The organism is Pseudomonas sp. E6002, assembly GCF_013385565.1.
Classification (GTDB): domain Bacteria; phylum Pseudomonadota; class Gammaproteobacteria; order Pseudomonadales; family Pseudomonadaceae; genus Aquipseudomonas.
On the sequence record NZ_JACAPT010000002.1, the window covers coordinates 277,777 to 299,770 of the forward strand.

At 58.9% G+C, this 21,994-nt stretch carries 15 protein-coding genes; 13 read left to right on the forward strand and 2 right to left on the reverse strand.

Features of this window, described 5'->3' with window-relative positions; genetic code table 11:
* Nucleotides 1–28: 28 nt before the first annotated feature.
* Nucleotides 29–589, reverse strand: a complete 561-nt coding sequence (locus tag HX815_RS03360) for a response regulator transcription factor (RefSeq protein WP_003216016.1) — start codon at nucleotides 587–589, stop codon at nucleotides 29–31.
* Nucleotides 582–1,844, reverse strand: coding sequence for an ATP-binding protein (locus HX815_RS03365; protein ID WP_003216013.1), 1,263 nt, complete (start codon nucleotides 1,842–1,844; stop codon nucleotides 582–584). The genes HX815_RS03360 and HX815_RS03365 overlap by 8 nt, the downstream gene beginning before the upstream one ends.
* A gap of 206 nt (nucleotides 1,845–2,050) precedes the next feature.
* On the opposite strand from HX815_RS03365, the gene HX815_RS03370 reads away from it, so the two are divergent.
* From HX815_RS03370 to HX815_RS03430, 13 genes are all read left to right on the forward strand, one after another.
* Complete coding sequence (locus HX815_RS03370) at nucleotides 2,051–2,764, forward strand: SIMPL domain-containing protein (protein WP_003216012.1); 714 nt, start codon at nucleotides 2,051–2,053, stop codon at nucleotides 2,762–2,764.
* A 299-nt stretch (nucleotides 2,765–3,063) separates the two neighbouring features.
* Nucleotides 3,064–6,411, forward strand: a complete 3,348-nt coding sequence (locus HX815_RS03375; protein WP_023659189.1) for a dermonecrotic toxin domain-containing protein — start codon at nucleotides 3,064–3,066, stop codon at nucleotides 6,409–6,411.
* A 119-nt stretch (nucleotides 6,412–6,530) separates the two neighbouring features.
* A complete protein-coding gene (locus HX815_RS03380) occupies nucleotides 6,531–6,842 on the forward strand; it encodes a hypothetical protein (RefSeq protein ID WP_134327322.1) in 312 nt (103 codons plus the stop codon).
* Nucleotides 6,839–9,211 carry a hypothetical protein gene (locus tag HX815_RS03385; protein ID WP_218168889.1) on the forward strand — a complete coding sequence of 791 codons (2,373 nt, stop codon included), beginning with the start codon at nucleotides 6,839–6,841 and terminating at the stop codon, nucleotides 9,209–9,211. Before HX815_RS03380 ends, HX815_RS03385 begins: the two co-directional genes overlap by 4 nt.
* A 135-nt stretch (nucleotides 9,212–9,346) precedes the next feature.
* Nucleotides 9,347–10,948 carry an ABC transporter substrate-binding protein gene (locus HX815_RS03390; protein ID WP_177027804.1) on the forward strand — a complete coding sequence of 534 codons (1,602 nt, stop codon included), beginning with the start codon at nucleotides 9,347–9,349 and terminating at the stop codon, nucleotides 10,946–10,948.
* A 258-nt stretch (nucleotides 10,949–11,206) separates the two neighbouring features.
* Nucleotides 11,207–12,835, forward strand: a complete 1,629-nt coding sequence (locus HX815_RS03395) for an ABC transporter substrate-binding protein (protein WP_003216000.1) — start codon at nucleotides 11,207–11,209, stop codon at nucleotides 12,833–12,835.
* Nucleotides 12,836–13,199: 364 nt separating this feature from the next.
* Nucleotides 13,200–14,744, forward strand: a complete 1,545-nt coding sequence (locus tag HX815_RS03400) for an ABC transporter substrate-binding protein (protein WP_371135981.1) — start codon at nucleotides 13,200–13,202, stop codon at nucleotides 14,742–14,744.
* 171 nt (nucleotides 14,745–14,915) lie between these two features.
* On the forward strand, nucleotides 14,916–16,313 hold the full coding sequence (locus tag HX815_RS03405; RefSeq protein ID WP_003215995.1) for an OprD family porin: 1,398 nt from the start codon (nucleotides 14,916–14,918) through the stop codon (nucleotides 16,311–16,313).
* Between the two features lie 81 nt (nucleotides 16,314–16,394).
* Complete coding sequence (locus HX815_RS03410) at nucleotides 16,395–17,993, forward strand: ABC transporter substrate-binding protein (RefSeq protein ID WP_003215993.1); 1,599 nt, start codon at nucleotides 16,395–16,397, stop codon at nucleotides 17,991–17,993.
* A 74-nt stretch (nucleotides 17,994–18,067) separates the two neighbouring features.
* On the forward strand, nucleotides 18,068–19,078 hold the full coding sequence (locus HX815_RS03415) for an ABC transporter permease subunit (RefSeq protein ID WP_003215992.1): 1,011 nt from the start codon (nucleotides 18,068–18,070) through the stop codon (nucleotides 19,076–19,078).
* Nucleotides 19,079–19,088: 10 nt separating this feature from the next.
* Nucleotides 19,089–20,000, forward strand: a complete 912-nt coding sequence (locus HX815_RS03420; RefSeq protein WP_003215991.1) for an ABC transporter permease subunit — start codon at nucleotides 19,089–19,091, stop codon at nucleotides 19,998–20,000.
* Between the two features lie 10 nt (nucleotides 20,001–20,010).
* Nucleotides 20,011–20,979, forward strand: coding sequence for an ABC transporter ATP-binding protein (locus HX815_RS03425; protein WP_003215989.1), 969 nt, complete (start codon nucleotides 20,011–20,013; stop codon nucleotides 20,977–20,979).
* Nucleotides 20,979–21,950, forward strand: a complete 972-nt coding sequence (locus tag HX815_RS03430; RefSeq protein WP_003215987.1) for a peptide ABC transporter ATP-binding protein — start codon at nucleotides 20,979–20,981, stop codon at nucleotides 21,948–21,950. Before HX815_RS03425 ends, HX815_RS03430 begins: the two co-directional genes overlap by 1 nt.
* Nucleotides 21,951–21,994: the final 44 nt, after the last annotated feature.

Here is a 21,994-nt window from a genome sequence, read left to right on the forward strand (position 1 = left end):
GGCCTGAAGCAGATTGTTCAGTCGCCGTTCAACGTCGAACCGGGCGTTTCTGCAACTTGCGCTGCAACGTTCGACGATGCATGCCCAGGGCGCGGGCCGTGGCGGAGATGTTGCCTTCGTGCTCGGTCAACACCCGCTGGATGTGTTCCCACTGCAGGCGGTCCACCGACATCGGGTTTTCCGGCACCAGGGTGTCGAGGTCAGCGTGCTCGGAGAGCAAGGCGGCCAGCACGTCGTCGGCATCTGCCGGCTTGCACAGGTAGTTGCAGGCGCCACGCTTGATCGCCTCGACGGCGGTGGCAATGCTGGAATAGCCGGTGAGGATCACCACGCGCATTTCCGGGTCCAGCTCCAGCAGCTTGGGCAGCAGCACCAGGCCGGAGTCGCCGTCCATTTTCAGGTCCAGGGCCGCGTATTCCGGCAGGTCGGCCGTGGCGATGGCCAGGCCTTCCTCGGCGGAACCTGCGGTGCTGACGCGAAAGCCACGACGGCTCATGGCGCGGGCCATCACGCGGGTAAAGGTGGCGTCGTCATCTACCAGCAGCAGGTGCGGCAGTTCTTCGCCTTCGACTTGGATCTCGTCACTCATCGATGTCTCCTCGTGCGACACGGGGCAGGCGCAGCTCGGTGAGCGTGCCGCCTTCCTCATGACTATAGAGTTTCACTGAGCCGCCCGCGCGGGTCACGCTGGCCTTGCTCAAAAACAGGCCCAGGCCGAAGCCTTTGCCCTTGGTGGTAAAGAAGGGCTTGCCGATCTGCTCGGCAATCGCCAGCGGCACACCGGCGCCGTGGTCGCGAATGCTGATGGTGAAATCTTCCGCATCCCAGTCCAGGGTCACTTCCAACCCTTCCGGGCAGGCATCGGCGGCGTTGTTCAGCAGGTTCAGCAACGCCTGGGTCAGGTCCGGCGGCGGTGCCATGCGCGGCACCGTGCCCTGGCCCAGCAGGTGGAACCGGTAACTGGCTTCGGGACGCATCAGGTGCCAGCGGTTCAGGGCTTCGTCCAGCCACTGGGTGACGTCTTGCATCTCCACCGCCAGGCGGCGATTGGCCTCGGCGGCGCGCACCAGCTGCTGCAAGGTCAGCTTGCACTGCTTGACCTGTTCCTGCAGCACACTCAGGTCGTCTTGCAGGGCCGGGTCGTGGTGGTCCTGGGTCATTTCCTTGAGCAGTACGCTCATGGTCGCCAGCGGCGTGCCCAATTCGTGGGCCGCGCCGGCGGCCTGGGTGGCGACGGCCAGCAACTGCTGGTCCCGCAGGCCTTCTTCACGGCGAATGGCGCGCAGCTCTTCCTGGCGGCGCAGCTCTTCCGCCATTCGTGCGGCAAAAAAGGTGATGACCGCCGCCGACAGGGCAAAGCTCAGCCACATGCCGTAGATCTGCAGGTTTTCCCGGGCGATGGGGAAGGTCTGCAACGGGTAGAACTGTGCCAGCAGCAGGGTGTACAGGGTCAGGGCAATACCCGACAGCACCACCGAATAACGCCACGGCAAGGTCACCGCCGCGATGGTCAGTGGCACCAGGTAATAGGACACGAACGGGTTGGTGGAGCCGCCGGAGAAGTACAGCAACACGCTGTGGATAAACAGGTCGCAGGCCAGTTGCAGGGCGTATTCCAGCTCGGTCACAGGCCACGTGGTGCGCAGCCGGATGACGGTAAATACACACAGCACCGTGGAGAAGCCGAGGGTCACGGCCAACTGCAACCAGGGCAGCGGCAGCAGCTTGAACCAATAGGCGAGCCCCACCGAACCGGCCTGTGCGGCCAGCACCAGGGTGCGGATGAACGTCAGGCGCCAAAGGTTCTGGCGGGTGGCGGAAGTCAGTTTTACGGCGGCGAGCATGAGCTCTCCCGATGAGCGCTGCAGGCGGATCGCACGGAGTATAAACGAAGCGACAGCGCTGGCACGGCGTGTGTGGCTCTTTGACGCAGGGGTCAGGATCATGACCGTTCGTCGGCATCCGCCAACTTGTAGCGAATGTGTAAACCCGAAGAACTGAAACCTTGCGTCTACAGTCTTACCGAACACGAACATCTCAAGGAGCTTACATGTCTCGTTTCATTCGCAGTGCAGCCACCCTCACCCTCGGCGCCGCTACCCTCGCCAGCCTGCCGGCCATGGCCGCTGACGAACTGCATTACAACCAGATTTCCCTGCGTGCCGAAGTCAGCCAGGAAGTGGCGCGCGACCAGATGATCGTCACCCTGTACACCGAGTCGCAGAACACCGACCCGGCCAAGCTTGCCGCCGAAATCACCACCACCATGAACAAGGCGCTGGCCCAGGCCCGCGAAGTCAAAGGCGTGACCCTGCGCCAGGGTAGCCGCAACAGCTACCCGATCTACGACAACAAGAACCAGAAAATCACCGGCTGGCGTGAACGCGCTGAGCTGCGCATGGAAAGTGCCGACTTCGCCGCCCTGTCCAAGCTCACCGGCGACATGCTGACCAACCTGAAAATGGACAGCATGGACTTCGCCATCGCCAACCCGACCCGCAAGGCCAGCGAAGATGCCCTGCTTAAAGAAGCGGTCACCGCATTCAAGGCCCGTGCCCAACTGGCCACCGATGCGCTGGGCGGCAAGGGCTACAAGATCGTCAACCTGAACTTCAACACCAACGGTTATCCACAGCCGTATGCCCGCGGCGGGATGATGATGAAAGCCGCAGCGATGGATTCGGCACCGACGCCGGAAGTCGAAGCCGGCACCAGCCAGGTCAACATGACCGCAGATGGCGTGATCGAAGTCCAGATGCCTTGATCGAGCGGTACCCCAGTTGCAATGACGCTGCCCACGGGCAGCGTTTTTTTTGCCTGCGCACTTCATTCAAGAAGTATCAGCGGTAATAACCGGATATCAGCTTAAGAAAATACTCAATGGCTGAGAGTGTTCTGGTCCACACACCTTGAAGCGCACCGGCGATAAATCTTTTCAGCTTATAACCCGCGTAATGGCGAACTACATCTTCCCCATCAAAGAACGGAACACGCCTACACGCTGAACCACCTATGGCGGACATCACATCATTCCTGCACACCATGCACATCAGGATTTGTCATATGACCACCATAGGTTCCATCGCGGCAAACAACGGCTTCTTCCTTGATACCCCCTCCTCGGCAGGTATTGCCGAAGAACAGGGAAAACCCCGCCAAGGTACGGATACTTCACGGCAGACATATTCGCCAGGGCAGCCCGTAAAGGCAGCCGATCGGGCCACCGACACTCCCGCATCACGACCCCGCCGTCACACTCACGACGTGTTGATCCCGGGATTGCCATACAACAAGACAGTCGAAAACTACATTCGCAGTGCAACGACAGGGTTCGAGACGCCCCTGGAAAGCACCGCCAACCTTATCAAGGCCGAAATCAAGAAAAAGTGGGGCGAGGACGTTGATCCGGACAACACGTTTATTACTACCTTCAACTACGACCCGACACGGGGAAGGCCTCCTCGCAATGCAAAGGTACTGAACCGGATAACCTTGACCCAGGCGGCCCTGCAAGATGTGCAGAAAAAAAACAACACCGATGAACACCAGACGCCCGAGGAAAAAACACGCACGACCCTGCATACCTGGCTGGAACGGCTACTGACGTTTTCGCCGCTGGGCCAGGCGGGGCTTGCCATTGACTCTGCCGTCAATGCCCAGCAGACCTATGAGTTTATATACCGCGCCTCCCCGCCCGGCCAGCGCCAGCAATACAACGAGTCGATGCGGATCAAAAAGACCCCGGAGCAATTCAGGGAATTGGTGTGGAACACCGAACGCGCCGCGCCGTATAAAACATTCCTGGATACGTTCTGGCCCAGCCACGAAAGCAAATACACGGCATTGACCAAGGCCTCCTTCGTTGCCGCCATCCTGCTCCAGGAAAAGACCGGCAGCCTGAGCCCAAGCGACAAGGAACTGGCGCTACGCGCAGCGAACTTGACCACCGATAAAGACTGGTCGAACCTCCGCGTCGAGGACCTGAAAGCCTCTGCCGCCCAGGACCCAGGCCTGGAAATGGGTCTGCTCAGCATCAACGGTTTTCAATCTTCGGACCTGCTGTACATCACCGACAAAAACCCCAAGGTCACCGATGACGGCAAGATCATCAGCCCCACGCTTTTGTATATTCCCGGCAACTCGTCGCCTATTCATCGCTTTGACAGCCAGGCCCAGATGAAAAACTGGCTGGCTGAGCAAGCTGCCGACCCCACCAAGCGCGAAGCCCTTTCAACCCATTTCACGCTGCGTGACCAGGCCGACCGGACGTTCTCCGACGGCGTGAACCAGACACTGACCGGGCTGGGTGGCTGGCACCGCAAAGACGCGCCGGATGCCGATGTGTTGGAGCGCCTGAATGAATTCAACCCGCAGACTTTCATCACCACCGAACCCCTCGCCCAGGACCCATTCGAGGCCATTACTGCCCGCCAGAAAGATCGCTCGTACAAGGATGCCGAGACCCAAATCGTCACCGACAGCGACGTGACCAAAGCCAACATCCTCAAAGGCCTGGAAACCGCCACCAAAGTCGCGATGCTGATGACGCCGCTGGCACTGGTGATGCCCGAAGTCGCCGTGGCCCTCGAGGTGTTCTACGTCGCCTCCGGCGTAGCGGAGGCCGGTATCGGCATCGATGACGTCAAGCACGGCAAGAAAGGCGGGGCCGACCATATCGTGTTCGGAGTGCTCAATGCGCTGCCGACGGTGGCTTCGGGCGCAACTTCACTGGTGGAGAAAGGGATAGAGAGGGCCTCGAAAGCCCTTGAGTCCTCCACCCGCATCGCCCTCACGCGCGAAGTCGAGCCGGGAGCTGCAGGGGCAAGCGTGCTGGTACCTGAGGGCCTGTCCGCAGACCAGACCTTCCTGATCAAGCGTGCAACCCATACCGATGTAGTGGTCGGGGATGACGTTTACCGCTACGACCCCGCACAACCGGACGCCTTGACCAAGATGGGGCCTACCGAGCATGCCGAGCCGCTGGAGGATTTTGAAGCCGTTTGTGCGCCGGTTGGGCGCCGCGTAAAGCGCAACATTGACAGCTTGTGCTACACAAAAATGATCGAGGACGCCGATACATCGGTCGCTCAAGACGCCCAGGCACTTGAGCATCGGCGTCTCTTGCCGGGCGCCCCAACGCAGGAAGGCGCGCGGACCGTGGTGCATGAGCACAGGCTGTATAGAGTGAGCGACACATCCAGCCAAGAGCTGATGTCGGTGCCCGGGCACACGCCGGTTACCTACCGCAACCAAACCAGCGGGGTGGTGCTCAATGAGCCGGACTTCGGCTATGAAGATATCGGTCAACCACGGGCGCTCAACCAGGAAACCGTGGTTGTAAAGCTGGACCAGATCAGTGATCTCAGTGATGACCAGCGCGTCCTGAGGGGCATAAAAATACCCTACGCAGGAATAGATTATGTGGTGGTCGAGGGCGATACCGGCATTTACTACGTGGCCGAATACGACGGTTCGAACCCTGCGCTCAACTTTCAACGCATCGCCGCAAACACCGATCCGGCCAGCCGGGACATCATCAGGCTGCATGACGAGTACAAGGACCTCTATCGTGACATTTCCGGAAAAACCCACAATAACGATCTGGTGATACTGCCCTCCCTGGACTCACTGGCAAAAAAACTGAGCCTTGAATACAACTTCACACCCGATCAAGCCACCCAACTGGACCGAGTCCTGGCCGGACTGTCCGATGAAAAGAAACGTGAAGTTCTACTGGCAGTCTATGCCTGGGACAAGAAGGTAGAGGTGGCCGCCAAGACCATACAACTTGAGCCCCTTCAAAAGCCTCACTATTTCGGGCAGCTCACGGTCAACGAGCAAAACAAGGCCTACGCCCGTTGGGGCAAGAGAACGGTGGAGGAACAGTTCCAGACAACCGGTATACGGTCGGCCAACCAGAAAACCCTGGCCGATGCCGGTAACAGTCTGCGCAGCGACGTGGCCAATGAAATAGTGACCTGGCTATACACTCGAACCGGCGCGCCCAACTACTCGGAGGTCATCCTGAAAACGGGGGCCGGCAATTGCGACCAGATGGCCAGGGTCGCCACCGATACCGTTAACGCCAGTGGCGGCTTTGCCCGCATTGCACAAGTGCAGGGACACACCTTCAGCGTGGTCGGCGGCCCCGCAAGTCAGCCTAACCTCTTGACCGCTGGATTTGCCGAGCCCGAATGGGCTGATGCGTGGATAGTGGACCCATGGGCCGGTATCACTTGTCCAGCCAACGAGTACCACGGCCAATTCGCACAACGCATGCAGGAATGGAGCGACGAGGGCCGGCAAATCCTGATCGGAGATGGTGGTACGCCGCCTCGGCACGTCTGGAGCGATCCTATGGACCCGCGGTGGATACAGTCCACCGTTTATGGCGGCGCACAGGTGTTTTAAGGCGATCGCCGCGACGCAGGCGCTTATCTCAACCTGGGTAACCCGAACGGCGGCAACCGTGGTGACCGCCGTTCTCGTTCGCGTAGCGTTTACCTGCCATTTCAGGGAGCAGGACTGCAATGCCGCTGCCTTCGGGCAGCATTTTTTTTGCCTGGCACTTAATTCAAGAAGTTTCAGCGGTAATAACCGGTTACCAGCTTCAGAAAATGCTTAATCGCCGGGCGTCTGCTGGTCCGGACACATTGAAGTGCGTTGGTGATAAATCTTTTCAACTTATAACCCGTGCAATGGACAACTACATCCTCACCCTCAACGAGCGGAACACGCCTGGACGCTGCACCACTCATGGCGTAGATCACCGTACTCCTCATCCACAGTTTATGGCGGCGCAGATGCGTGCAATCAACATCCAGCCAGGTAATCTGAAATGACAAGCTCAGCTCAACTTAACATTGTCCATTACCCACAAACACCGCTACCCGGTACGACTCAAGAACAACGTACCGAGGCGCTGGAACGAATACCGCCAACGCCATTGAAGAGTACCGATATTTATGAAACGGACAACGTTGGCACTGCCGCCAGGAACGAGTCTGATATCTACAAGGCAACCATTTACGGACCCGACTTTGTTCACGCGCCAGGCGATGGGTATATCTACAATGAGCGAGAGGCTCATATCGATGCCTATGCCAATCGTGTAAAGACGCAGATCGAAAATATAGAAAGTGGCACTGAAGGCGAACGAAACGTCAAGTTCCAGAACGTGCGCCTGTTCATGGACCCCGCAGGATACTTCAGTGGGGGTTTATTGGCAGCCGGGTTCGACCCGCATGAAAAGTTCACGGTAACGTTCAATACCTATGTCGGTATGGGCACAGCACAAAATCTCTCTGATACCCAGACACACACTTATTTCGCATGGGAAATTGCAGCGGGTGCTCTAGCGCACGACAGACCCGCACGTGGTGGGGTTTTAAATTTTCCTGAAATGGAAATAGAAAAAAAAGACCGGACAAAAATCAATGATTTGGAAGCGTTCGGCCGACAACTTCAAGCTCGCTGGGAGAAAGACATAGCCGCGCCGATGCGCGAGGGCTCCGGAACAATAGCAGAGCGATCGGGAAAAGCAGACGCCTATGTAACACGGGGCACGTTGCTGAGCCTTCGTAGTGACACGGAAAATTTCGCAAGGTTAAGCCCTGCCGGCCAGGAAGCGGTGAATCGCACGCTGGACAAGAATGGGCAAGTGATTATCCCCAATATTTACGGCTACCCCATGAGCGGGTATGCCTTTATCCCCTACACGCCTTACGATGGCAATCCCGCCAATCGCCCCAATCAGGGAGTCATGATCGACTTGAAGAACGGCGCTGTCCGCGAGATAAAAGGCGATGACGAATTTGCGAACTGGGCCAAAGACAATCGTGATGAATTGATGCGCCGTTTCAATACCGGTGATATGCAAGGGGGACACAATGCCCACTGGCCACCGGCCGGGGCGGTGCTCGACAGCCTCATCCAGGATAATCGGTCGCGATATCCGGGGTACGAACACTGGTACAAAGATAAATCCGTGCCGGTACGAGAGCTATTCAACTACACCGAATCGCGAAAAGCAGGTTATGGGCTGCAATTTGGCGATCTGAACAAAGGTATCGCCCCCCACTATCAGGAGCAGAACGCCAACAATGCGGTGTGGGCCGACCAGACGGATGTGTTTGGTGCCTCGCAGCAAGCCTGGAAGTCGGTGAAAGACACCTGGGGCAAAACCTTTGGTAATCTGCCCATTGTTGGCAATATAGGCAATATCGTGTTTGGCGTGCATGACAGCCTCTATGGCAAGACCGCAGGCGAGCGCACAGGGGGAACTGCTGCGGCCGTCATCTCAAGCCTGATGCTGGCACACGAAGTTGCACCCGGTTTGGTCGAGGCGAGCCTGGGTGAAACTCCGATTACGTTCAACTCCACCGTTACTGAAGACTACCGCTGGAACTATAATTCGCAGAAGAGCGAATTTGAGCTGACACGCGTTTCGAAAGTATCCGGCGATAGTCATCCGGACCCGTCTTTAAATGAAATTGAGTCGAGTGGACCAGAGGTCCCCCCGGCATCTATCAACGTAGACGGCGTCGAACTGCCGCCCCTGAAAACGGTTAAAAATCTGCCGGTCGGCGAAGCCCTTTTTTCTACTGCTGAAAAAACCAGTATTCTCAGTGGAGAAATAGATAGCCTGAACACTATCAACGATAAACTTTACACGTTCGTGGATGTGAACAAACAAGGTTCGGCCCAGCGATTGAACATACTGGTACACGGTAAAGTCGATGAGACTACGGGGGTCGCAAAAGTTTCTTATGATGGAAAGCTCAATAGTCCGGAAGAATTGCTGGATACGCTTCACAGCAAAGGGATCCATCCGGAAGAGTTCGACAACGTGCGCCTGCTGTCATGTGATTCCGCAACCGGTGGGGATGCTTCGTTTGCCGCTCAATTCCAAAAGTTGATTGGCCGCCCTGTCAAAGGTTATAGCGGCACCTTGACCGCCAACCTGTCCCCGGAACAAGTAAAAGCAGCCATTGATAAAGTAGAGCACCTCTACCTGGAGAACTTATCCGCACAAAAAATCCCGATCACCGACAACGTCCGTACCGCAGTAAGAGCTCAGGCTGAACAGTATGTCAGCGAAGAAATGGCGCGGATCAAGAAATTCAAGCCGTCAAAGAACAACCCGTACTGGAATCCGTTCAAGTGGTGGGCGTTCACTTATAAACCCGAACACTTTCCGGCTAAATCGTAGCGACCTGGAATAGCCGAATCCCGGAGACACTGGGGCCTCGCATGCTTATCTCTACCTGAGTGACAAGAACGGCGGTAACCTCGGTGACTGCCGTTTTCGTTCGGGCACTATTTGCCTGCCACTTCAGGGGTCTCCATGGAAAGAATCACCTTAAAACCGCTGCTCCTTGCTGCCGGCCTGCTGGCATTCATGCCCATGGCCCAGGCAGCCGGCACCCTGGTCTACTGCTCCGAAGCCAGCCCTGCCGGCTTCGACCCCAGCCAGTACACCAGCGGCACCGATTTCGATGCCTCCGCCGAAACCGTGTTCAACCGCCTGACCCAGTTCAAGCGTGGCGGCACTGAAGTCGAACCCGGCCTGGCAACCAATTGGGACGTGTCGAAAGACGGCCTGATGTATACCTTCCACCTGCGCGATGGCGTCAAGTTCCACACCACCGACTATTTCACCCCGACCCGTGATTTCAACGCCGACGACGTGCTCTTCACCTTCCAGCGCCTGCTGGATCCCGAGACCCCGTTCCGCAAGGCCTATCCATCGGAGTCGCCCTACTTCACCGACATGGGCTTGAACACCACGATCAAGAGCGTCGAAAAATTCGACGAGCACACCGTGCGCTTCAACCTGAACAACGTTGACGCCTCCTTCGTGCAGAACCTGGCCATGAGCTTCGCCTCGGTGCAGTCCGCCGAATATGCCGCGCAGCTGCTCAAGGAAGGCAAGGCCGCCGACATCAACCAGAAGCCCGTGGGCACCGGGCCGTTTGTGTTCAAGCGGTACCAGAAGGATTCGCAGATTCGCTACAGCGCCAATAAACAGTATTGGAAGCCCGACGATGTGAAGCTCGACAACCTGGTATTCTCGATCACCCCGGACGCCGCCGTGCGCCTGCAAAAGCTCAAGGCCGGCGAGTGCCAGGTCAGCGGTTACCCGCGCCCTTCCGACATCGAAGTGATGAAGCAAGACCCCAACCTGCGGGTTCTTCAGCAAGCCGGCTTCAACCTGGGCTTTCTCGCCTACAACGTGACCCACCCGCCCCTGGACCAGCTCAAGGTGCGCCAGGCGCTGGACATGGCCATCGACAAGCCGGCAATCATCAAGGCGGTGTACCAGAGCGCCGGACAATTGGCGCAGAACGCCCTGCCTCCGGCCCAGTGGTCTTATGACCCGACAATCAAGGACGCGCCCTACGATCCGGCCAAGGCGCGGGCGCTACTAAAAGAAGCAGGGGTTGCACCAGGTACCACCCTCAACCTGTGGGCGATGACCGTACAACGCGCGTCGAATCCCAATGCCCGGATGTCGGCGCAGATGATCCAGCAGGATTGGGAAAAGATTGGCATCAAGGCCAATATCGTCAGCTATGAGTGGGGCGAGTACATCAAACGCGCCAAAGCCGGCGAGCACGACGTGATGATCTACGGCTGGACCGGCGACAACGGCGACCCGGATAACTGGCTGGGCGTGCTCTACAGTTGTGCCGCGGTGAAGGGCAGCAATTATGCAAAATGGTGTAACCCGGCCTACGACAAACTGGTGCAGCAGGCCAAGGTCAGCAGCGACCGCGAGCAGCGCATCAAGTGGTATCAACAGGCACAAAAAATCCTTAAGGAACAAGTACCTATAACACCTATCGCAAACTCGACGGTTTTCCAGCCCCTGCGAAAGGAAGTACAGGACTTCAAGATCAGTCCTTTTGGACTCACTCCCTTCTACGGCGTCAGTCTGAATAAGTAACAGCCGCGCCCCAACCGAGTGCGTCAGACGCCTCGGTTGGGCATTCCTGGTGCAGCCCTCGCACCGAAAAAAACCCTCAAAAGTGCGTAAATGTGTCTGAACTTACACATATGCGACATTCGTGTACGTTCGTACCACTGTTTAGCCGTTGTAGGCTCTCAACATCTTGCATTGGGTATGGGCCCTGCATAAGTATCCGCAGGTCGACTCACGAGGTCGCCCTCACTACCAAAAATGACAACAAATCATGAGGCCAACATGCTTAAACACGCAGTCATTCCGTTATTAGTCAGCGCCGGTTTAATGGCTGCTGCACCTTTCGCCCAAGCGGCGAGCAACCTGGTGTTCTGCTCCGAAGGGAGCCCGGCCGGTTTTGATCCAGGCCAGTACACCACCGGAACAGACTTCGATGCTTCGGCCGAAACCATGTTCAACCGTCTGACCCAGTTCGAGCGCGGCGGCACCGCTGTTGTTCCTGGGCTCGCCACGACCTGGGACGTTTCCCCGGATGGCCTGACGTACACCTTCCACCTGCGTGAAGGCGTCAAGTTCCACACCACCCCGTACTTCAAGCCAACTCGTGAATTCACGGCTGACGACGTACTGTTCACCTTCAACCGGATGATCAATAAAGACGATCCGTTCCGTAAAGCCTACCCGACCGAGTTCCCGTACTTCACGGACATGGGTATGGACACCAACATCAAGAACATCGAGAAAGTCGATGACCACACCGTCAAGTTCACCCTTGGCACCGTGGACGCCGCCTTCATCCAGAACCTGGCAATGAGCTTCGCCTCCATCCAGTCGGCTGAATACGCCGCCCAGCTGTTGAAGGAAGGCAAGGCACAGGACATCAACCAGAAGCCAATCGGCACTGGTCCGTTCGTGTTCAAGAGCTACCAGAAAGACTCCAACATCCGTTACACCGGCAACAAGGATTACTGGAAACCTGAAGACGTGAAGATCGACAACCTGATCTTCGCCATCACTACCGACCCGTCGGTGCGTATCCAGAAGCTGAAGAAAAACGAATGCCAGGTGACCCTGTTCCCACGTCCGGCCGACCTCAAGGCGCTGGGTGAAGACAAGGACCTGAAACTGCCGCACCAAGCCGGTTTCAACCTGGGCTACATCGCCTACAACGTAATGCCGGTCCTCAAGGGCCAGACCGCGCCTAACCCGCTGTCCGACCTGCGCGTGCGTGAGGCCCTGGACATGTCGGTGAACAAGCAGCAGATCATCGACTCGGTGTACCAGGGCGCAGGCCAACTGGCTGTCAACGCCATGCCGCCAACCCAGTGGTCCTATGACACCACCATCAAGGATGCGCCGTTTGATGTGACCAAAGCCAAGGCTTTGCTCAAGGAAGCCGGCGTCAAGGAAGGCACCGAGATCACCCTGTGGGCGATGCCGGTCCAGCGTCCGTACAACCCGAACGCCAAGCTGATGGCCGAGATGCTGCAGAACGACTGGAAACAGATCGGCCTGAAAGTGAACATCGTCAGCTATGAGTGGGGCGAGTACATCAAGCGTTCCAAAGGCGGCGAGAACCAAGCCATGATCATTGGCTGGAGCGGCGACAATGGTGACCCGGACAACTGGCTGAACGTGCTGTTCGGCTGCGATTCCCTGGCCGGCAACAACTTCTCCAAGTGGTGCGACAAGAAATTCGACGGCATCGTGAAAGAAGCCAAGGCGACTTCCGACGTAGCCAAACGCACCGAGCTGTACAAGCAGGCGCAACATATCCTCAAAGATGCAGTCCCGATGACACCTATCGCGCACTCGACGGTGTATCAACCCATGCGCAACAACGTGCAGGACTTCAAGATCAGCCCATTTGGCTTGAACTCCTTCTACGGCGTGAGCGTAAGCGGCAAGTAAGGATCTCTGGCGGCGACGTTTCATAACGTCGCCGTTATTGCATCCGCCAAGACCGTAGGAAACAGACCACCTCCGCACACGCTGCCGTCCTACGGCAGCTAACTGCGAATCGCGGCTCCGTTACCTACAAGGTCTGTCAGATTCGTTGCATTTACTGCCTGGCTCCCGACCCATAACGTCGTGGTACGGCAGACGCATCGTCTCTGTAGGGCAACTGCCGTTGTGGGATCAGTGTTGTCGCAAGGTCGTGAATGACCTTGCGATTGCTCACTGACGAAAACAACAAACAAGGATCGGGATTGTTATGCGCCATACCACCGTTCTATCCGCGATATTTGGCACCAGCCTGCTGGCTGTGGCCTCGATGGGCCAGGCTGCCGAGAAAAAGAGCCTGGTGTTTTGCTCCGAAGGCAGCCCGGCGGGCTTCGACACCGCGCAATACACGACGGCCACCGATAACGACGCCGCCGAGCCTATCTACAACCGCTTGGCCGAGTTTGAAAAAGGCGCGACCAATGTCGTACCGGGCCTGGCAACCCGTTGGGATATTTCCGAAGACGGCCTGACCTATACCTTCCACCTGCGTGAAGGGGTGAAATTCCACGGCAACAAGGACTTCAAGCCGACGCGCGACTTCAACGCCGACGACGTGCTGTTCACCTTCAATCGCATGCTTGACCCCGAACACCCGTTCCGCAAGGCCTACCCCACCGAGTTTCCGTACTTCAACGGGATGAGCCTGAACAAGAATATCGCCAAGGTCGAGAAAACCGACCCGCACACCGTGGTGATGACCCTGAACACGGTCGACGCCGCGTTTATCCAGAACATCGCCATGAGCTTCGCCTCGATCCTGTCGGCCGAATACGCCGACCATTTGCTCAAGGTCGGCAAGCCCAGCGACATCAACCAGAAGCCGATCGGCACCGGGCCGTTCGTGTTCCAGCGCTACCAGAAAGACTCGCAGATTCGCTACACCGGCAACAAACAGTACTGGGACCCGAGCCGCGTGAAGCTCGACCAGCTGATTTTTGCGATCAACACCGACGCCTCGGTACGGGTGCAAAAGCTCAAGGCCGGCGAATGCCAGATCACCCTGCACCCGCGCCCGGCCGACGTCGAAGCCCTGAAGGCCGATCCGAACCTGCAACTGCTGACCAAGCCGGGTTTCAACCTGGGCTACATCGCCTATAACGTGCGGCACAAGCCCTTCGACCAGCTCGAAGTGCGCCAGGCCCTGGACATGGCGGTGAACAAGCAGAGCATCCTCAACGCCGTGTACCAGGGCGCGGGGCAACTGGCGGTCAACGCCATGCCGCCGACCCAGTGGTCTTACGACGACACCATCAAGGACGCCGCCTACAACCCGGAAAAAGCCAAGGAATTGCTCAAGGCTGCCGGCGTGAAGGAAGGTACCGAGATCACCCTGTGGGCGATGCCGGTACAACGGCCGTACAACCCCAACGCCAAGCTGATGGCCGAAATGCTGCAAAGCGATTGGGCAAAGATTGGCCTCAAGGTCAAGATCGTCAGCTATGAATGGGGCGAGTACATCAAGCGCACCAAGAATGGCGAGCATGACATCAGCCTGATCGGCTGGACCGGCGACAACGGTGACCCGGACAACTGGCTGGGCACCCTCTACAGCTGCGACGCCATCGGCGGGAACAACTACTCCATGTGGTGTGACCCGGCGTACGACAAGCTGATCAAGCAAGCCAAGGTCGTCACCGACCGCGAACAAAGGACTGTTCTATACAAACAGGCGCAGCAACTGCTCAAGCAGCAGGTGCCGATCACGCCAGTCGCCCACTCGACGGTCAACCAGCCGTTAAGCGCCAAAGTCGAAGGTTTCAAAGTGAGCCCCTTCGGCCGCAACGTGTTCTCGGGCGTCAGCATCAACCCATAAAAAGATAACCGGATTGCGCAGGGCGAGCATTCGCCTTGCTGCAAACGTGCAGCCTTATTTCGGGTTTTACCCATGGGCAAACGTTTGCAAAGGCTTGAACGAGTTACACACCCAATAGCCGGTTCACCTAAAAAGACCGGCATTAAAAAGAGAACCAAAGGAGCTTCACCCATGAAACTGAGCAGCACCGCGCTACTGGCCCTGGCCATCAGCAGCATCACGGCTAACGCCTACGCTGATCCTGCAAGCCAGGACTTCGTTCCAACCACACTGGCCGGCACCAGCGCCCAAAGCGAGGCCAAAGGCTTTATCGATGGCGCAAGCCTGGGCGGTACAACCCGTAACTGGTTCTCCAACGAACAACGCTTCCGTGGCAGCAAGTTCACTTACCAGAAGCACGGCGAAGCCCGTACTGACAACTACCGTACCAACTGGGTGCAAGGCACCATCCTCAACGCTACCTCGGGTTTCACCCAAGGCACCGTTGGCGTGAGCACTGAAGTGGCTGTCTACAACGCTCTGGTCCTGGACCGCAGCAAGCGCGACATCAAGGGCGGCTCCAACCGTACCCTGGCCGACTCCGACGGCGACGCTGTAGACCAGTGGAGCAAACTGGGCCTGGCCAACGTCAAGTTCCGTGTCTCGAACACCACCTTGACCGCCGGTCGCCAGAACTTCAGCAGCGGCATCATCGACACCATCGGTAACCGTGCGCTGCCTTCGAGCTTCGAAGGTGTGAGCTTCAACAGCGAAGAGTTCAGCAACCTGTCCTTCCAGGGCGGCGTGTTCGACCGCGTTTCGCCACGGACCGAGCAGAGCCTGTCGAAATTCCGTACTGAATACGGCAATGGTCGCCAGGAAACCGACAAGGTCAACACCCTGGGCGTCAACTACCAGCCGTTCAAGAGCCTGAAGACCAGCCTGTTCGCCGCTAACGTGGAAGACTTCTGGAACCAGTACTACTTCGGTGCTACCCACGAGCTGGGTGACAGCCAGACCCTGTCCCTGACCACGGGCCTGAACTACTACAAAACCGTCGACGAAGGCAAAAAGTTGATGGGCAAGATCGACAACGACACCTACTCGCTGTCGTTCGGCCTGACCCACCAGGCTCACAGCCTGACCTTCTCCTACCAGGCCGTGAACGGCGACGAGTACTTCGACTACCTGCACGAAACCAACGGCATCTACCTGGCCAACTCCCTGACGTCCGACTTCAACGGTCCGAACGAGAAGTCCTTCCAGATCGCCTACGGCATCAACATGGCCGAATACGGCGTGCCGGGCCTGAAGTTCAACGTCTACTCGGCACGTGGCTGGGGTATCGACGGTACTCACTACACCGGCGACGGCGGCCGCGCTGGCTTTGCCTACAACGGCATTCAGGCCCAGGACGGCGAGAAGCACCAGGAATACGGTGTAGGCGCGGCTTACGCGATCCAGAGCGGCGCACTCAAGGCCACCACCATTCGTGGTACCTACGTGACTCACCGTGCCAGCGCCAACCAGGCTGACGGCAACCTGCGTGAGTTCCGCCTGGTGACCACCATCCCGTTCAACATTCTTTAATCAGCGCCAGGTCGGCGGCGGGCTCAGGACGAGCCCGCCGCCTACGCTTGTCTGGTCCAATCGATTGCAGAGGGCTCTTAGATGAAAATGCTCCCGTTACAAGCTGCCATTGCCGCTGCGCTGTTGAGCGTCGCTGTCGGCATCTCGGCCAAACCGTTGGTCGTCTGCACCGAAGCCAGCCCGGAAGGCTTCGATCCGGTCCTGTACACCACGGCTGTCACCGCCGACGCCGCGGCCGAAACCATCTTCAACCGCCTGGTGGACTTCAAGCCCGGCACCACCGAAGTGATCCCGGCACTGGCCAAAGACCTGCCCGAGATCAGCGCCGATGGCCTGACCTACACCTTTCACCTGCGTGACGACATCAAGTTCCACACCACCGACTACTTCAAACCCACGCGCAACATGAACGCCGACGACGTGCTTTGGAGCTTCCAGCGCCAGCTGGACCCGAATCACCCGTGGCACAAAAAGTCCAACGTGGGCTACCCATACTTTGAAAGCATGGGCTTCAAGGAACTGCTCAAGAGCGTAGAGAAGACCGATGACCACACCGTGGTCTTCACCCTGACCCGCCCTGAAGCACCGTTCCTGGCCGACCTGGCCATGGCGTTTTCCTCGATTCACTCCGCCGAATACGCCGACCAGTTGCTCAAGTCCGGCAAGACCGACGACCTGAACGCCAAGCCCATCGGCACCGGCCCGTTCATCTTCACCCGCTACGCCAAAGACGCCCAAGTGCGCTTCAAGGCCAACCCGGACTACTTCCGTGGCAAGCCGCCGGCTGACCCGCTGATCCTGGCCATCACCACCGACAACAACGTGCGCCTACAAAAGCTCAAGGCCAACGAATGCCAGATCGCGCTGTATCCGAAACCGGATGACGTGCCGAGCATGAAGGCCGACCCGAACCTGAAGGTGGCGGAACTGGCGGCGATGACCACCGCCTACACCGCCATGAACACCACCCACAAGTACATGAGCGACGCGCGGGTGCGTCACGCGATCAACATCGCGTTCGACAAGAAGGGCTACAACGAATCCCTGTACGGCAAAGGCAACGCGGTCGACGCCACCGGCCCTTACCCGCCAACCCTGCTGGGCTTCAGCGACAAGCTGAAAAACCCGCCCCGCGACCTCGACAAGGCCCGCGCCCTGCTCAAGGAAGCCGGCGTACCGGAAGGCACCGAGTTCACCCTGTTCACCCGCAACGGCGGCGGCCCGACCAACCCCAACCCGATGCTCGGCGCCCAGCGCATGCAGGCGGATTTGGCGCAGATCGGCCTGAAAGTGAACATCAAGGTCATGGAATGGGGCGAAATGCTCAAGCGCGCCAAGAATGGCGAACATGACATGGTCTCCGCCGGCTGGGCGGGGGATAACGGGGACCCGGATAACTTCCTCACCCCGAACTTGAGTTGCGATGCAGCGAAAAACGGCGAAAACTACGCCCGCTGGTGTAACAAGGAGTTTCAAGACTTGATCGACAAGGCGCGCGCCATCGCTGAACCCACCCAGCGCGCTGCACTCTATGAACAAGCAATGGACGTTTTCGACAAGGACCAACCATGGATTCCCATGGCTTACCCGAAAATGTTCACCGCCATGCGTAAAAACGTCGAGGGTTATACCCAAAGCCCTCTGACCACAAATAACTTCGCCACCACCCAGGTGAAGTAGATAAGAGACGCTCGGCACCGTCGACATTGACGGTGCCGAACCTGCCTAACCGGCTGATTGAGGTACACAACAAGATGTTTAGTTTTATTGCCCGCCGATTGGGGTTATTGATCCCCACGTTTTTCGGCATCACCTTGCTGACCTTCGCGTTGATTCGCATGATCCCTGGCGACCCCGTCGAAGTCATGATGGGCGAACGACGAGTCGACCCCGAGATGCACGCTCAGGCAATGGAACGCCTTGGTCTGAATAAACCGCTCTACGCGCAATACCTGGATTATGTCGGCAAGCTCGCCCACGGCGACCTCGGCGAATCCCTGCGCACCCGTACCAGCGTGTGGACTGAATTCACCGCCCTTTTCCCTGCGACCCTGGAACTGTCCATGGCCGCCCTGTTGTTCGCCGGCATCCTGGGGCTGTTAGCCGGGGTGATCGCGGCCTTGAAGCGAGGATCCCTGTTCGACCATGGGGTGATGGGCATCTCCCTGGCGGGATATTCGATGCCGATCTTCTGGTGGGGCCTGATCCTGATCATGTTCTTCTCCGTCAGCCTGGGCTGGACGCCAGTCTCCGGACGGATCGACCTGCTCTACGACATCGAGCCGCGCACCGGCTTCATGCTGATCGACACCCTGCTGGCCGACGAGCCGGACGCATTCTGGGACGCGTTGCACCACCTGATCCTGCCGGCCATCGTGCTCGGCACCATCCCGCTGGCCGTTATCGCGCGGATGACCCGTTCGTCGATGCTCGAAGTACTGCGCGAAGACTACATCCGCACCGCCAAGGCCAAGGGCCTGTCGCCGGCACGCGTGGTGTTCGTCCACGGCCTGCGTAACGCCTTGATCCCGGTACTCACCGTGGTCGGCCTGCAAGTCGGCACATTGCTGGCCGGTGCGGTCCTGACCGAAACCATCTTCTCGTGGCCCGGCATCGGCAAATGGCTGATCGAAGCCATTGGCGCACGGGATTATCCCGTGGTGCAAAACGGCATCCTGTTAATCGCCTGCCTGGTGATTCTGGTGAACTTCGTGGTGGATATCCTCTACGGCTTCGCCAACCCACGCATCCGTCACCAGCGCTGAGATCATGACCATGACCACACCTACTCCCGCGGTAGCAGTCGATCAAAGCCTGCTGTACCCGTCCCCGTACAAAGAATTCTGGCAAGCCTTTTCCAAGAACAAGGGCGCCGTTGCCGGCCTGCTGTTCATGTTGCTGGTGGTGTTTTGCGCGCTCTTCGCCCCTTGGGTGGCCCCGCATAACCCGAGCGAGCAATACCGTGACTTCCTGCTGACCCCTCCGGCCTGGCTGGAAGGTGGGCAGATCCAGTTCCTGCTGGGCACCGATGAACTCGGGCGTGACCTGCTGTCGCGCCTGATCCAGGGTTCGCGCCTGTCGTTGCTGATCGGCTTGTCGTCGGTGGTGATGTCGCTGATCCCGGGGATCCTGCTGGGCCTGTTCGCCGGTTTCTTCCCGCGCCTGCTCGGCCCGACCATCATGCGCCTGATGGACATCATGCTGGCCCTGCCGTCGCTGCTGCTGGCTGTGGCGATTGTCGCGATCCTCGGCCCTGGCCTGATCAACACCGTGATTGCGATCGCGATCGTGTCGCTGCCGTCCTATGTCCGTCTGACCCGCGCTGCGGTGATGGGCGAACTGAACCGTGACTACGTGACTGCCGCCCGCCTCGCCGGCGCCGGCCTGCCGCGCCTGATGTTCGTCACCGTGCTGCCGAACTGCATGGCGCCGCTGATCGTTCAGGCCACCCTGAGTTTCTCCTCGGCGATTCTCGATGCTGCCGCCCTGGGCTTCCTGGGCCTTGGCGTACAACCGCCAACCCCTGAGTGGGGCACCATGCTGGCTTCGGCCCGCGACTACATCGAACGCGCCTGGTGGGTCGTGAGCCTGCCTGGCTTGACCATTTTGCTCAGCGTGCTGGCAATCAACCTGATGGGCGACGGCCTGCGCGATGCGCTGGACCCGAAACTCAAGAACGCCGCCTGAGGAGATTCCCATGTCACTGCTAGAAATCAAGAATCTCAATGTCCGCTTCGGCGACAAGACCGCCGTGCCGGTGGTCGATGGCCTCGACATCTCCGTCGACAAAGGCGAAGTACTGGCGATCGTTGGCGAGTCGGGTTCGGGTAAATCCGTGACCATGATGGCGCTGATGGGCCTGATCGAGCACCCCGGCATCGTCACTGCCGACGCCCTGAACTTCGACGGCAAGGACATGCTCAAGCTGAGCAACCGCCAGCGTCGGCAGATCGTCGGCAAAGACCTGGCGATGGTGTTCCAGGACCCGATGACCGCCCTGAACCCCAGCTACACCGTGGGTTTCCAGATCGAAGAAGTGCTGCGCCTGCATTTGAAGATGTCCGGCAAGCAAGCGCGCAAGCGTGCCATCGAACTGCTCGAAAAGGTGGAAATCCCGGGCGCAGCCAGCCGTATGGATGCCTACCCGCACCAGCTGTCCGGTGGTATGAGCCAACGTGTGGCCATCGCCATGGCGATTGCCGGCGAGCCGAAACTGCTGATCGCCGATGAACCGACTACTGCGCTCGACGTGACCATCCAGGCCCAGATCATGGACCTGCTGCTGGCCTTGCAGAAAGAGCAGAACATGGGCCTGGTGCTGATCACCCACGACCTCGCGGTAGTGGCCGAAACCGCCCAGCGCGTGTGCGTGATGTATGCCGGCCAGGCCGTGGAAGTCGGCCAGGTGCCGCAGTTGTTCGACATCCCGGCGCACCCGTACAGCGAAGCGTTGCTCAAGGCGATCCCCGAGCACAGCCTCGGCGCCACGCGCCTGGCCACGCTGCCGGGTATCGTTCCCGGCCGTTATGACCGCCCGCAGGGTTGCCTGCTGTCGCCGCGGTGCCCGTATGTGCAGGAGTCCTGCCGCGCCCAACGCCCGGGCCTTGACCCGAAAAGCCACAGCCTTGCCCGCTGCTTCTACCCGCTGAATCAGGAGGTGGCGTAATGGCCGTCGTACTTACCGCCCGCGACCTGACCCGTCACTACGAAGTGTCCCGTGGCCTGTTCAAGGGCCATGCCCTGGTGCGCGCACTCAACGGTGTGTCGTTCGAACTGGAAGCCGGCAAGACCCTCGCGGTCGTAGGCGAGTCCGGTTGCGGCAAATCCACCCTGGCCCGCGCCCTGACCTTGATTGAAGAGCCGTCTTCCGGCTCGCTGAAAATCGCCGGGCAAGAAGTCGCCGGTGCCGACAAGGCCCAGCGCAAGCAACTGCGCAAAGACGTGCAGATGGTGTTCCAGAGCCCTTACGCCTCGCTGAACCCGCGCCAGAAGGTCGGCGACCAACTGGGCGAGCCGCTGCTGATCAACACCAACCTGTCTGCCGCCGAGCGCCGGGAAAAGGTCCAGGCGATGATGAAGCAAGTGGGCCTGCGCCCTGAGCATTATCAGCGCTACCCGCACATGTTCTCCGGCGGCCAGCGCCAGCGAATCGCACTGGCGCGGGCGATGATGCTGCAACCCAAGGTGCTGGTGGCGGATGAACCGACCTCGGCGCTGGACGTATCGATCCAGGCCCAGGTGCTGAACCTGTTCATGGATTTGCAGCAGGAATTCAACACCGCCTACGTGTTCATCTCCCACAACCTCGCGGTGGTGCAGCACGTCGCCGACGACGTAATGGTGATGTACCTCGGCCGCCCGGTGGAAGTGGGCCCGAAGGAAGACATCTACGCACGCCCGCTGCACCCGTACACCCAGGCGTTGCTGTCGGCAACCCCCACCATTCATCCGGACCCGAACAAACCGAAGATCAAAATCGTCGGCGAGTTGCCCAACCCGTTGAACCCGCCGTCTGGCTGCGCCTTCCACAAGCGCTGCCCGTACGCGACCCAGCTGTGCAGTACCGATGAACCGGTGCTGCGACCACTCGACAACCGCCAGGTGGCTTGCCACTACGCGGAGCAATTTGTGGTCTGACGTGCAAAAAAAATGCTCTGGAGGGTGAGTCCAGAGCATTCCAG

Coding starts and splice junctions, on each gene's coding strand:
- HX815_RS03390 (WP_177027804.1), top strand. CDS start 9,347: ATGGAAAGAATCACCTTAAAACCGCTGCTCCTTGCTGCCGGCCTGCTG.
- HX815_RS03375 (WP_023659189.1), top strand. CDS start 3,064: ATGACCACCATAGGTTCCATCGCGGCAAACAACGGCTTCTTCCTTGAT.
- HX815_RS03395 (WP_003216000.1), top strand. CDS start 11,207: ATGCTTAAACACGCAGTCATTCCGTTATTAGTCAGCGCCGGTTTAATG.
- HX815_RS03405 (WP_003215995.1), top strand. CDS start 14,916: ATGAAACTGAGCAGCACCGCGCTACTGGCCCTGGCCATCAGCAGCATC.
- HX815_RS03365 (WP_003216013.1), bottom strand. CDS start 1,844: ATGCTCGCCGCCGTAAAACTGACTTCCGCCACCCGCCAGAACCTTTGG.
- HX815_RS03410 (WP_003215993.1), top strand. CDS start 16,395: ATGAAAATGCTCCCGTTACAAGCTGCCATTGCCGCTGCGCTGTTGAGC.
- HX815_RS03420 (WP_003215991.1), top strand. CDS start 19,089: ATGACCACACCTACTCCCGCGGTAGCAGTCGATCAAAGCCTGCTGTAC.
- HX815_RS03385 (WP_218168889.1), top strand. CDS start 6,839: ATGACAAGCTCAGCTCAACTTAACATTGTCCATTACCCACAAACACCG.
- HX815_RS03360 (WP_003216016.1), bottom strand. CDS start 589: ATGAGTGACGAGATCCAAGTCGAAGGCGAAGAACTGCCGCACCTGCTG.
- HX815_RS03400 (WP_371135981.1), top strand. CDS start 13,200: ATGGGCCAGGCTGCCGAGAAAAAGAGCCTGGTGTTTTGCTCCGAAGGC.
- HX815_RS03370 (WP_003216012.1), top strand. CDS start 2,051: ATGTCTCGTTTCATTCGCAGTGCAGCCACCCTCACCCTCGGCGCCGCT.
- HX815_RS03430 (WP_003215987.1), top strand. CDS start 20,979: ATGGCCGTCGTACTTACCGCCCGCGACCTGACCCGTCACTACGAAGTG.
- HX815_RS03415 (WP_003215992.1), top strand. CDS start 18,068: ATGTTTAGTTTTATTGCCCGCCGATTGGGGTTATTGATCCCCACGTTT.
- HX815_RS03425 (WP_003215989.1), top strand. CDS start 20,011: ATGTCACTGCTAGAAATCAAGAATCTCAATGTCCGCTTCGGCGACAAG.
- HX815_RS03380 (WP_134327322.1), top strand. CDS start 6,531: ATGCCGCTGCCTTCGGGCAGCATTTTTTTTGCCTGGCACTTAATTCAA.